The organism is Microcystis sp., assembly GCF_048564745.1.
GTDB lineage: Bacteria > Cyanobacteriota > Cyanobacteriia > Cyanobacteriales > Microcystaceae > Microcystis > Microcystis ichthyoblabe_A.
In genome coordinates this window covers 13,002-25,563 of the sequence record NZ_JBLZRT010000037.1, presented here as the reverse complement: position 1 = coordinate 25,563, position 12,562 = coordinate 13,002, and the positions used below count along the sequence as shown (strand labels likewise).

The window sequence follows — 12,562 nt, the reverse complement described above, 5'->3', positions numbered from 1 at the left end:
CCCAGATGTCTGCAACTCCGACAAATCTAAGGTTTCAACAGTGGTAAAAAAGCGGATATTTGTTCGATTCCGTCTTCGTTGGGAGAGAGAATAACGGTGGCGACTTCTGGAATTACCCCAGCTTGGAGACTTTGATAATCGGTAACACCAGCATCGAGGAAAACTACGGTAGCGGTTAAACGCTGATTTCTCACACTATTCACCTGATTAGCTTGACTCAAGCCATCAGATTGAGCAAAATTGAACAAAACATCGTCAACAGCAGAAAGGCTCGGCAAAAGGGTAGAAGTCATGACATTGACCGCAAAAGATTAATGCGACTATTTTGTGCAAACAATCCCGAATTTTTCAAGGGGGATATAACAAAAATTTACAGAAAACGGGTTTCTCCTTTAAGAAACCCGTTTTCTAGATATTGGATAAGATTATTGGATTTTTGCCAAAGACTGCTTAAATTCTGCGAGAGAATTAGCGGTAGCTGCTAATTTTAGTAGCTCTTCTAAGATAGTAGGGTTAGTCATTTTGCCGATTATCTCTTCAATTTCTGAAGAAATCGCTCCAAACCGCACAGTTAAAACTGTTTTTATTGCATCGCGGCTTTTTTGTAACGCTCCAATTTCCTTACCTATTTCTTTACCGCGTTCCATTCCTCGTAACTCCATATTACTTACTAAAGGCATGGTTCTTTCCTCCTCAAATTGTTTGATTTTACTTTCTAAACTTGACTGCAATTCAGTGGATAAAGTCATCATATTGTCGATGATTTCAAACAGTTTAATTATCTGTTCTCTCTCGAACTCCTTTTCATACAATCCCCTGATTAACCTCCACTTCCACTGTTCCCGTTCTGGCAGCTTCCCAGTAGTCGCTTTTGTTTTCAGGTGTGCCATGACTATTATAGCAAAAGGATTGCTACTTGTTTCTAGTTCTGTCCATCTTTCCTCATAGTCCAGTAATTTAACCGTTGGGAATTTGAGGCTGACTTCACAACCAGCGATAGTATAATTATAGGAATCTGGTCGCCAATTTACTCGTTCATCCCCTAAAATTGCCAGACTGATAACTGGTTTCTGATACAAATCAAAGGCCCGATAGTTATAAACATACATCCTCTGAGGGAAATTTTCTTCGTATTGGCTTTGAATTTCAATATGAATCAAAATCCAGACTTCTTCACCCCTGAGTAACCAAACTTTATAGAGTTTGTCAGCGAAACGTTTTTTTGTCTTTGCTGAAGCGGTAATCCGTTTGAGTTCTTTTTCCAGGGATTCGGGAATTTTTGTCCAATCAATCAATTGGTGAACTTCGGGAAAAAAGAAATGTAAAAACGCTTCAAAATACTCGGTTAATGCTTCTTTCCAGGGTTCATCATAATTGGCGGTTGTTGGGTTCATTTGAGTTGTTTGCTTACTCGTAGGCTGTGAAGCGCGATAGCGTAACGCACTGATTTAATAATAGAGGTGGTGGTGGTAATCTGGGGATTTTGTTGTAAAAAAGTGGATATTTGTTCGATTCCGTCTTGATTGGGAGAGAGAATAACGGTGGCGACTTCTGGAATTACCCCAGCTTGGAGACTTTGATAATCGCTAACACCAGCATCGAGGAAAACTACGGTAGCGGTTAAACGCTGATTTCTCACACTATCCACCCGATTAGCTTGACTCAAGCCATCAGATTGAGCAAAATTGAACAAAACATCGTCAATAGCAGGAAAGCTCGGCAACAGGGTAGAAGTCATGACATTGACCGCAAAGGTTTATTGCTAACAGTTTTAGCCCAACAATCCCCAATTTTTCAAGACTTCCATAACATAAATTAACATTATACAGAAAACGGGTTTCTCAAAGAAACCCGTTTTCTTCTTGAAAAAAACCATTTTCTCAGTTTCGTGGGTTGTTGCAAGATATGCAATCTGAACGACGTTCATAAATTGTATTTTTATTAGTTTATGGGACACAAACAATTCCTAATCCTGCCATTTGACGAATATGATCATCAAAAGCGAATAAGTAGCTGGTTATAATTAAATTAAAAATGGATTTTAGGTTCGATCCCCCCTGCCCCCCTTGATAAGGGGGGTGCCGATAGGCGGGGGGATCTGACAACTTTTAACGCCTACCTACTTACCTTAAATATTTGTAAACGATGAGCCATAACTAAAATAGAACAATCTGTGTAACTCCATTTTTTATCATTGTACTTACAGAAAGCTTCCCATATTGCCAGATCATCGCTATCTGACACATTGATATAACGATGATCTTCTCTTAGTATTTGACCCACTTGGATTGAGGATCGACTAGATACCTTGCTCCGAATCCAAGTAACAGTTTCATCGAATACCGATTCGAGAATAATCCAATTATTATGAGGATTTTCTAAGTAATATTTTTGAGCGCTTTCGTGATGAGTTTCAGATTTGACAAAAAAGGCAATTAAAGCAGACGTATCAACAATAATTTCTTTGTCCACAATTTTTAATAAATAATTTCATCGATGTTTTCAGCGTAGTTAGTTACAACTTGACCCCGATTATCTTGTCCGATAATATATTTAGGCTCAGGTTGGACAATTTCTAAACTTCCACAAAGTTCCCAAGTACGAGTCTTGGTAATATCTGGTAATTCAGCTTGAACATAATTTTCCAAAGCTTTGATAACAATCTCTTGAACCGAGGATTTTTGTTCTTGCAAACGAGATATTAATTCGTCGGGAATTTCGATCAATATTTGAGTCATTGATAAACCTTAGAGATTAACGTTGTTTTACTAACATTATAGCCTGTTTGTGAATTATAACCAAGAGACGCAAATGCAATTACCTGAATCAGTTACCAAAAGGCTAACAACTGTTCACTGATTCAGGTGATTCGCCATAAGTCCAGAAAACGGGTTTCTGAAGATTGTCTCTCAATTACTCCCTCACAATGACAATTGTAGCGGGTCATGGCGAGAAGGCGATGGCCACAAGTCCAGAAAACGGGTTTCTTGAAGAAACCCGTTTTCTAGATATTAGGATAAGATTATTGGATTTTTGCCAAAGACTGCTTAAATTCTGCGAGAGAATTAGCAGTAGCTGCTAATTTTAGTAGCTCTTCTAAGATAGTAGGGTTAGTCATTTTAAGAAGTTGACATGATTTTTTCCTGAATAATAGGGTGAAAAGTAAACAATTAAGTCCCTAAAGAAGGCACCATCCAGACGGATTGAGTGCCGTCGAGGTCGTTATCTGGTCCAATCAGTGCCGGGTTGCGGTAGCCCGGGAGGACGGAGACAGCGAAAACCTCCTCCACGCCGCTATTGAACCAAAAAGTTGCCACCAGTTGACCGGTAGCCAGGTTGACAATAGCCAACCCGCACCGCAATTGATTACGTCGCTCATCCAGGGGTAAACCGCCAAAAATCGCAGTTTCCCGGATTTGGGACAACCCGACAAAGGCGTGACCTTCCCAACAGTCTAAACCCCGGGTAAAACCGGGCAATTCCGCCACGATTTCCGTGCTGCCAGTTTGGGGATGCCAACGGTTCAAGGTTCCATAACCGGAATTGAGAAAATAGAGATTACCCTGGTAAAGACGGGGAGAATGGGGCATAGCTAAACCCCGCAGAATCACCTCTCCCCTCGGCACATCAATTAAGCATCCCCCTTGAGCTTTATTCTCTCGCCAGAGGCTTTCCTCGTTGGTTTCCCCCAATGCCGTTACATAGGCGGGAGTGCCGCTATTTTCAGCCATAGCCAAGCCATTGAGGTGGCAGCGGTCTCCGGGGACTAACTCGGTGATAAAGGACGGTTTCCACTGGGGGAGAAAACTCCAATTTCCTTCGATGGTTGCCAGACAGTTAAATAGGGTATTGACCACCCAAAGGCGATTACTGCCAAAGGCCAAATCATGACCCATAATCGGGCCGGTGAGGTGAGAGGAGCGAGCTAAAAAGGCGATATCCTGTTCCCCTTCCGGTTTAATCTGGGGGGCAATCTCTCGATTAGCGGGTAAATGCCAAATTGCCTGACGAGCGCCCACAGCAATTCCGGTAGCGGTTCGGGTTAAACCCATTGCTTGGTCAAAATGGGCGAAACTCACCCGCATTTGTCCTTGATAAGTGCCAATGCTGGCCACTCGTCCCGCTTGGTAGGTGGAAATCAACACCGACAAGTCAAGCTGGTTGAGTAATTCCGGCAGATTGAGGCTGTACTCATAATTGACCGGCACTGCTTGGCGCTGAGATGGACTCGCTGCTGGCTCTTGAGTATCTGAAAACTGGTTAGTCTTGGGCGGCAAGCTGTCCATAGAGTTTTTTGGGCATAGATTAGAGTCGATTGTGATAATTGATTATTGTTTATGGTTTGTTGACTAAGGGGTTCTAATTAATCCCCCCTTGCCCCCCTTAATAAGGTTTGATCCCCCCTTGCCCCCCTTAATAAGGTTTGATCCCCCCTTGCCCCCCTTAATAAGGGGGGTGGTGATGGGTTTCAGTTGGTATTAATGGGGTTCATTATAGACAAATTAATCAATATTATTTATAAAGTTTTCTTAACTTTTTTTGTATCAAATTTACTTGAACGGTAGTATTAAATACTTATGATTAAGTTTGTATAAAACACTTTTGCAATTTCAGCTTGTGTATAAAGTTTTATGCACAGATTCAACATTTCTGGTCACTAAGCCACAGCAAATCCCGTATATTTGCGTATTTTAGGATAACGAAAACCCAGGACTATATCTTCTTTGGGAATACCTGCCTCCATCAAATCAGTAGCTATGCCTTCCTCCGTTTCATCACATTGAATCCAGACTTTATCGACAACCAAGCTAAGGTGAATTGGTGTTGCATGGAGATACTTATTACCACTCCAACCGAAATCTAAAACTAGATAATGTCCTCGTTCATCATCAAATATAACCTGAGAAGTGTAGCCATCAGGTAAAGTAGCACGATAGTTAGCATGATTCTGGAGAACAGTCTTAATAATACCTTGATATTTTAATCGGGTATCCATTGCACGATTACCTCACTTTCATCATCAAAGACAATTAATTTCACAATCTGATTCTTTAGCAATACCTGCCCTAATTCTATACTAAAAACACTGTTAAAAGTTGGCTGAGATATGGCCAGATAAAGAACTCGCTCAACTTTCATCTCGTTAAGGATTTGACGATACAAGACGTACTGCCCCAAAGCTTGCTGTAAATCCTTTACGTCAGACTGTCCTACAAAGCTTTTCACTTCAACGACAATTTTCCGCAATTCTTTCTCCGCACTGATTAAGCGTTCTGCTCCCAAATCAGCGGATAAACGCTTCTTGCCAATTTGAAGTGGAAAAGGATCGTGAGTGATTGCCCACCCGTCCTTCTCTAAAGCAAGTTTTACAGTGTCGTGGTAAATATCTCTTGCAGACACAAAAATTCAGAGGATAAATACTCTAACCAGCAGTATAGCAAATTTTTCTGTTCTCAAGACCTCTTGTAAAAATCAAAAGACGAGTGCCTACAGCAATTCCGGTAGCAGTTCAGGATAATTGACCGGCACCGCTTGGCGCGGAGTTGGACTCGCTGCTGGCTCTTGAGTATCTGAAAACTGGTTAGTGTTAGGCGGCAAGCTGTCCATAGAGTTTTTTTTGCATGGATTAGAATCGATTGTGATAATTGATTATTGTCTATGGTTTATTATGGTTTCAGTTGGTATTAATGGGGTTCATTATAAATAAACTAATCAATATTATTTATAAAGTTTTCTTAACTTTTTTTGTATCAAATTTACTTGAACGGGAGCATTAAATATTTATGATTGAGTTTGTGTAAAACACTTTTGCAATTATGGAATTGACCAGATCTAGCCAAGAATTTAGCTTAAGCTTATTCTTTTGGATATAAACTTGATTCTAGAAAAACTATTGGTAATTAGAAAATGCTGACTTCATCGCCTCCCAATCTCTCGCAACTTGCCCTTTTATTTCTCAAAATCGGCATTATCGGTTTTGGTGGTCCGGCTGCCCATATCGCTTTAATGGAGGAAGAAGTGGTTAAGCGTCGCGGTTGGATGACTAAGGAGCGATTTCTCGATTTGGTGGGGGCCACTAATCTGATTCCTGGTCCTAATTCCACGGAAATGGCTATTCATATCGGTTATATTTTTGGTGGTTTAGCGGGTTTAATAATCACGGGGGTTTGTTTTATCACTCCTGCGGTGTTAATTACGGGTTTTCTAGCTTGGATTTATACTACCTACGGGACTTTACCCGATGTGGCTCCGATTTTTGCGGGGATTAAACCGGTAGTAATTGCGGTGATTTTTCAGGCCCTCTGGCGCTTAGGTAAAAAGGCACTGAAAACCCGTCAATTACTGTTCATCGGATTGGGAGTTATCGGATTATTAATCTTAGGTTTAAATGAAGTTATCGCTTTACTGTTAGGCGGAATTATCGGGATGTTTATCCTAAAAAAATTCGCTACTTTCCCCCTGATTGTGGCAGGAATAGGCGGTGCGACGGCGGTTGCTATTCCTAGCAACATCCCACCGACATTAACAGGATTAGGGCTATTTTTTCTCAAGGTGGGTAGTGTTTTATTTGGTAGTGGTTATGTGTTAGTTGCTTTTTTAGAAGGGGATTTAGTGCAGGGGAAAAGATGGTTAACCCAGCAACAATTATTAGATGCTATTGCTGTGGGTCAATTTACCCCCGGACCGGTGTTATCCACAGCCACTTTTATCGGTTATCAAATATTAGGAGTATCGGGGGCAATTGTGGCGACTCTAGCGATTTTCTTTCCTTCTTTTATCTTTGTTTTATTACTTAATCCCCTCATTCCTAAGCTGAGACAATCGGCTTGGGCTGGTGCTTTTTTAGACTCAATTAATGCTAGTGCTGTGGCTTTAATGGCAGCGGTAATTTTTAATTTAGCTCTAGCTACTTGGTTACAACCCTACGGGAATTTACCTTTTAATTTATTGGCTATCATTCTATCTCTTATCTCCGCTATTCTTTTACTACGGTTTCAGGTTAATTCTACTTGGTTAATTCTGGCTGGTGCGCTTATTGGTTTACTATTGAAACAATTAGGTTAGGGGGAAATAAGTAAATGGTTCTAATTAAATATTAAGATATATTTTGCCTTTGATTCCCCCTTGATCCCCCCTTAATAAGGGTTGATCCCCCCTTAATAAGGGGGGCGCTGATTCGTTAAACTTTTGCCATTGATGTAGTTGGTTTTCTGAGCTTTTCTACCCAGTTATAAATCTGATCGCGATTTAGTCGATAGCTGAGGGGATGGGCGATTAATCGAGCGCTACTAGCAAATAATTCGTCAATTTCTACTAAACCATTTTCGCGTAAAGTTCGACCGGTGGAAACTAGGTCAACTATTGCTTCTGACATCCCCGTAATCGGGCCTAATTCTACGGAACCATAGAGAGGTATAATCTCGACGGGAATATCTAAACGACGAAAATAGTCCTTAGCACAATTGACAAATTTTGAGGCAACTTTACCGTGATGGGGAATATCTAAGGGACTTTGATAGGGACTATCAGCAGGGACAGCTACCGACATCCGACAATAACCAAATTTTAGGTCAATTAAATTAGCCACATCGGGAGATTTTTCCAATAAAATATCATAACCGGCGATGCCTAATTGTGCCTGACCGTATTCTACATAAACTGGTACATCTGTGGCTCTGACTAATAACGCTTTCGCTTGGTTAGTGGGGTCGGTAATCTGTAATTGGCGATTTTTTGAGTCAAGAAAGGCACTAAAATCTAAGCCAATCTTTTGAAATATTTGGATACTTTCGTTTAGTAAAGCACCCTTCGGTAAGGCAATTGTTAGCATAGAGGGAATTATGAATTGGGAAGTGGGGGAGTGGGGTGTGGGGTGTGGGCTTCGGCCGTGAGCTCAGCGTTCGACTGAGCTCACGCCGAAGTCCGAACGGGTGTAGGGTGTGGGGTGTAGGGTGTAGGGTGTGGGGTGTGGGGAGAATAAATAAAAAATAATCTCCTGACTCCTGAATCCTGAATCCTGAATCCTGAATCCTGTCTCCTAACAGCTAAAATCATAACTGATAACTGATAACCGAGATGGCAGTAAGTTCTCTAATGACCACATCAGCTAATTGTAAATCTTGATGGTTTTCTGGTTGCCAACTAATTGCGATTGCAGCTGCTGATTTTGCCTGTTTAGCCATTTCCCAATCGGCCCTAGTATCCCCTATCATCAGGGTTTTGTCCACTGGGGTCCCCAAAGCTTGACAGGTTTCTTGCAATAATAGGGGATCGGGTTTACTTAAACCTCGATCGCATCCCCGAACAATTTTAATATAATTTAATAGGTGATTTTCCTTGACAAATTGCTCAACTCGTGCTGTGGTATCGGAGGAAAGAATCGCTAATTGTAAACCGGCCGCGTGCAGATAACGAATTACTTCTAAACATTGGGGACAGAGGGGATTGAAGCGGGGGGGAACCTTTTCATCGGCCGCTTGGAAGGCTGCTTTTGCGATCGCCATGGCCGTTAACCAATCCCGACCGGTGGAAGCAATACAACCGGCAGCGGCGATATGATTATCTCTGCGGCTGCCCACTGCCATTAAACCGGCAGGATTGAGACTATTTGCCCCAATACCGAAAGTTTTAGTTAATAAAGACTCTAAACCAGGGATTTGTGATTCAATGGCTTGTATCCGGGCTATAGCTCGATCGTACCAGAAAGCCCGCGAATCCTCTAGCGTACCGTCCTTATCAAAAACAATCCCTTGAATATCTCTAAATTCTCGATTACCACAGCGAATTATCGGCAAATAAACCCCCTTATTTTTATTGAATGTCAGTCATCATTTTAGCTCTCAGGAGGCAAAAGGCAAAAGGCAAAAGGCAAAAGGCAAAAGGCAAAAGGCAAAAGGCAGCTTTGTTCTCCCCACACCCCACACCCTACACCCGTTCGGACTTCGGCGTGAGCTCAGTCGAACGCTGAGCTCACGGCCGAAGCCCACACCCCACACCCCACACCCCACTACCCCACTACCCCACACCCCACACCCCACTTTCCTATACCTTTTAAACAGGATTTAGTATTAGTCCTCAAAAGCGGCTTTTTGCTGACGGACTAAATCGACACCGCGGGAAGTTCCCAGACGGGTGGCCCCGGCCTGGATAAGAGCGAGCGCTTGTTCTAGGGTGCGAATTCCGCCGGATGCTTTAATTCCTACCCGGCCTTTGCTAATTTCCTTGAGAAACTTGACATCGCTAACCGTTGCACCTCCAAACCAGCCGGTACTGGTTTTTAGATAACTCACTCCTGCATCCATGCAAATTTCTGCCGCTAAACGTTTCTCGGTGTCCGTCAGTTGCGAGGTTTCCAGAATCGCTTTTACCGTCTGGCCGGTTTCCTGACAAATACTAGCAATTTCTTGGAATAATTGCTCAGATTTCCCATCTTTTAGCCAACCGAGATTAATAACCACATCTAACTCCTTAGCGCCATTATCTACGGCTTCTAAAGCCTCATAACGTTTAACTGCGGAGGTAGTGGCCCCTGCGGGAAAACCAATCACGGTAGAAACTAAAGTTTTTTTGCCGTGGAGTAACTGCACAGCTTGCTTAACGGCGGCGGGATAAACGCAGACGGTGGGAAAATGATATTGATCAGCCTGTTGACAGTAAGCCTCTAATTGTTCACTGGTGGCGGTGGGGATGAGGAGAGAATGGTCGATATATTGTGCTAAATCTAGATCAGAATCGGTGATAGCCATTATCTACGCCTCAATATAGTCAATCGATCGCTATTTTCTCATTTTATGGAAGTCACACAGCAAAGTCATCTCTCGCTAACCTAGAAATTCCGAGACTAGCAAAAATCCAGTAACCTAGGAAGAAACCGTCACAAGTGAAGACTAGGAGACAATAGACCTATGTTAGAAGCGTATCATCAGCACGTTGCCGACCGAGCGAAATTAGGTATCCCTCCCCTTCCCCTCAATGCTCAACAAACGGCGGAATTATGCGAAATACTCAAAAATCCGTCCGAAGAACTCAAAGGAGAATTGCTGACCCTGCTGCGTGACCGTGTTCCCCCCGGAGTTGATGAAGCGGCCTACGTTAAAGCAGGATTTTTAACAGGAATTGCCAAAGGTGAAATAAAATCTAGCGTTATCTCCGCTCAGGGTGCGGTTAGCTTACTGGGAACCATGGTCGGCGGTTATAACGTTCATTCTCTGATTGAACTGCTGAAATCCAGAGATATTAATATCGCCGCTGCCGCTGCCAGTGCTTTAAGTAAAACCCTGCTGGTATTCGACGCATTTAACGAGGTTTTGGAATTATCCGACACCAATCCCTATGCTAAACAGGTTATCGATGCTTGGGCCAATGGCGCTTGGTTTATCGCTAAACCGAAACTTGCTAAAGAAATTACCGTCACCGTTTTCAAAGTCCCCGGAGAAACCAATACAGATGACCTATCTCCTGCCCCCCATGCCACCACCCGGCCCGATATTCCCCTTCATGCTTTGGTAATGTTAGAAACCCGTCAACCCGGGTCCTTAGAAACCATTGCCGAATTGAAAAAATTAGGCCATCCGGTCGCCTATGTGGGGGATGTGGTTGGGACTGGTTCCAGCCGAAAATCGGCGATTAACTCGGTTCTCTGGCATATCGGCGATGATATTCCCTTTGTGCCTAATAAACGTGCTGGTGGCTATATTTTAGGCAGTAAAATCGCCCCTATCTTCTTTAATACTGCCGAGGATTCCGGCGCTTTACCGATTGAATGCGATGTTAGCCAAATGAACACGGGGGATGTCATTAAAATTTATCCCTACGAAGGCAAAATCACCAACGAAGCGGGCGCAACTATTAGCACCTTTAGCCTCAAACCTGAGACAATTCTGGATGAAGTGCGGGCCGGCGGTCGTATTCCCCTATTAATCGGTCGCAGTCTCACCGATAAAACCCGTCACGCCTTGGGACTTGAGGCTAGTACCCTATTTACCCGTCCCACTATGCCTAATGACACCGGTAAAGGTTACACCCTAGCGCAAAAAATGGTCGGCAAAGCTTGCGGTTTACCCGGGGTGCGGCCGGGTACTTCCTGTGACCCAATTATGACTACGGTAGGGTCTCAGGATACCACCGGCCCGATGACCAGGGACGAGTTAAAAGAGTTAGCCTGTTTAGGTTTCAGTGCCGATTTAGTCATGCAGAGTTTCTGTCACACGGCAGCCTATCCCAAACCGGTTGATATTCAAACTCATCACCAATTACCGGACTTTTTCTCTACCCGGGGTGGGGTGGCTTTACGTCCGGGAGATGGCATTATTCACTCCTGGTTAAATCGGATGTTATTGCCGGATACGGTGGGGACTGGAGGCGATTCTCATACTCGTTTTCCCCTGGGAATTTCCTTTCCTGCGGGGTCGGGTTTAGTGGCATTTGCCGCCGCTTTGGGAGTAATGCCTTTGGATATGCCGGAATCGGTTTTAGTGCGTTTTACGGGGGAATTACAACCCGGTGTAACTCTGCGCGATATTGTTAATGCTATTCCCTACGTCGCCATGCAAGAAGGCAAATTAACCGTGGAAAAACAGAACAAAAAAAATGTTTTTAACGGTCGCATTATGGAGATGGAAGGGCTGCCGGATTTGAAATTAGAACAGGCTTTTGAGTTAACCGATGCCACGGCGGAACGTTCCTGTGCCGGTTGTACGATTAAGTTAAGTACCGAGACAGTGGCGGAATATTTACGCTCTAATGTGGCCCTGTTAAAAAATATGGCAGCCCGGGGTTATAGTGATGCCAAAACTATCCTACGTCGGGTAGCAAAAATGGAACAATGGTTAGCTAATCCCGTCCTGATGGAGGCGGATAAGGATGCCGAATATGCGGATATTATCACCGTCAATTTAAGCGAGATTAAAGAACCCATTGTCGCCGCACCCAATGACCCCGATAATATCAAGTTAATGTCGGAATGCGCCGGGGATAAAATCGATGAGGTGTTCATCGGTTCTTGTATGACTAATATCGGTCATTATCGCGCCGCCGCTAAGATATTAGAAGGAGCAGGAGTTGCTAAGGCTAAACTGTGGATTTGTCCCCCCACCCGCATGGATGAAAAACAATTGCGCGATGAGGGAATGTACGGCATTTTTGCCGCTTCTGGGGCGCGTACCGAGATGCCTGGATGTTCCCTTTGTATGGGTAATCAAGCGCGGGTTGAAGACAGAGCGACGGTATTTTCTACCTCGACTCGTAACTTCAATAATCGCATGGGAAAAGATGCGCGAGTCTATCTCGGTTCCGCCGAATTAGCAGCGGTTTGTGCGCTGCTAGGACGCATTCCCACCGTTGAGGAATACCTGGCAATTGTCACCGAGAAAATTAATCCTTTTGCTGGCGATTTATACCGCTATTTGAACTTTAATGAAATCGCTGGTTTTGAGGATGAAGGCCGGGTAATTCCCCTAGAAGATTTACCTAAGATTGAGGATATTTTAGGGATTCCTTCCGGTGTTTTGAGTTAGTATGAAGTTTAGGGTGAGCTATGAAAAGCTCACCTTACTGACGATTT

General features: G+C 43.5%; 13 protein-coding genes. 2 read left to right on the top strand and 11 right to left on the bottom strand.

Translation table 11 applies throughout. The annotated features are described in order from the left end of the window. Positions 1 to 26 precede the first annotated feature (26 nt). The 8 genes from ACOCD9_RS06530 to ACOCD9_RS06495 all read right to left on the bottom strand — a co-directional run bounded on the left by ACOCD9_RS06530 (position 27) and on the right by ACOCD9_RS06495 (position 5,400). Positions 27 to 293 carry a DUF4347 domain-containing protein gene (locus ACOCD9_RS06530; RefSeq protein WP_419546813.1) on the bottom strand — a complete coding sequence of 89 codons (267 nt, stop codon included), beginning with the start codon at positions 291 to 293 and terminating at the stop codon, positions 27 to 29. A 132-nt stretch (positions 294 to 425) separates the two neighbouring features. Further along, positions 426 to 1,394: a hypothetical protein gene (locus ACOCD9_RS06525; protein WP_419546812.1), complete on the bottom strand. Its 969-nt coding sequence runs from the start codon at positions 1,392 to 1,394 to the stop codon at positions 426 to 428. Further along, a complete protein-coding gene (locus tag ACOCD9_RS06520; protein ID WP_419546810.1) occupies positions 1,391 to 1,738 on the bottom strand; it encodes a DUF4347 domain-containing protein in 348 nt (115 codons plus the stop codon). The genes ACOCD9_RS06525 and ACOCD9_RS06520 overlap by 4 nt, the downstream gene beginning before the upstream one ends. A gap of 377 nt (positions 1,739 to 2,115) precedes the next feature. Continuing rightward, on the bottom strand, positions 2,116 to 2,472 hold the full coding sequence (locus ACOCD9_RS06515) for a type II toxin-antitoxin system VapC family toxin (protein WP_103111244.1): 357 nt from the start codon (positions 2,470 to 2,472) through the stop codon (positions 2,116 to 2,118). Between the two features lie 5 nt (positions 2,473 to 2,477). Then, positions 2,478 to 2,738, bottom strand: a complete 261-nt coding sequence (locus tag ACOCD9_RS06510) for a hypothetical protein (RefSeq protein WP_002733873.1) — start codon at positions 2,736 to 2,738, stop codon at positions 2,478 to 2,480. Positions 2,739 to 3,170: 432 nt separating this feature from the next. Then, positions 3,171 to 4,286, bottom strand: coding sequence for a TIGR03032 family protein (locus ACOCD9_RS06505; protein WP_419546808.1), 1,116 nt, complete (start codon positions 4,284 to 4,286; stop codon positions 3,171 to 3,173). A gap of 371 nt (positions 4,287 to 4,657) precedes the next feature. After that, a complete protein-coding gene (locus tag ACOCD9_RS06500; protein ID WP_002732736.1) occupies positions 4,658 to 4,996 on the bottom strand; it encodes a XisI protein in 339 nt (112 codons plus the stop codon). After that, positions 4,981 to 5,400, bottom strand: a complete 420-nt coding sequence (locus tag ACOCD9_RS06495) for an element excision factor XisH family protein (RefSeq protein WP_002764234.1) — start codon at positions 5,398 to 5,400, stop codon at positions 4,981 to 4,983. The genes ACOCD9_RS06500 and ACOCD9_RS06495 overlap by 16 nt, the downstream gene beginning before the upstream one ends. Before the next feature lie 507 nt (positions 5,401 to 5,907). Here ACOCD9_RS06495 and chrA point away from each other — a divergent pair. Continuing rightward, positions 5,908 to 7,065: a chromate efflux transporter gene (gene chrA / locus ACOCD9_RS06490; RefSeq protein ID WP_287700621.1), complete on the top strand. Its 1,158-nt coding sequence runs from the start codon at positions 5,908 to 5,910 to the stop codon at positions 7,063 to 7,065. Between the two features lie 115 nt (positions 7,066 to 7,180). Here the strand turns inward: chrA and hisG are convergent, their stop codons facing one another. The 3 genes from hisG to deoC all read right to left on the bottom strand — a co-directional run bounded on the left by hisG (position 7,181) and on the right by deoC (position 9,746). Beyond that, on the bottom strand, positions 7,181 to 7,831 hold the full coding sequence (gene hisG / locus ACOCD9_RS06485; RefSeq protein ID WP_287700619.1) for an ATP phosphoribosyltransferase: 651 nt from the start codon (positions 7,829 to 7,831) through the stop codon (positions 7,181 to 7,183). Between the two features lie 220 nt (positions 7,832 to 8,051). After that, positions 8,052 to 8,795, bottom strand: a complete 744-nt coding sequence (locus ACOCD9_RS06480; RefSeq protein ID WP_419546806.1) for an HAD family hydrolase — start codon at positions 8,793 to 8,795, stop codon at positions 8,052 to 8,054. Positions 8,796 to 9,068: 273 nt separating this feature from the next. Continuing rightward, the gene (gene deoC, locus ACOCD9_RS06475) at positions 9,069 to 9,746 is read right to left on the bottom strand and encodes a deoxyribose-phosphate aldolase (protein WP_419546804.1); all 678 of its coding nucleotides are present in this window, start codon (positions 9,744 to 9,746) and stop codon (positions 9,069 to 9,071) included. A 159-nt stretch (positions 9,747 to 9,905) separates the two neighbouring features. On the opposite strand from deoC, the gene acnB reads away from it, so the two are divergent. Then, positions 9,906 to 12,515 (top strand): bifunctional aconitate hydratase 2/2-methylisocitrate dehydratase, encoded by a 2,610-nt coding sequence (gene acnB, locus ACOCD9_RS06470; protein ID WP_419546803.1) that lies wholly within the window; start codon positions 9,906 to 9,908, stop codon positions 12,513 to 12,515. Positions 12,516 to 12,562 lie beyond the last annotated feature (47 nt).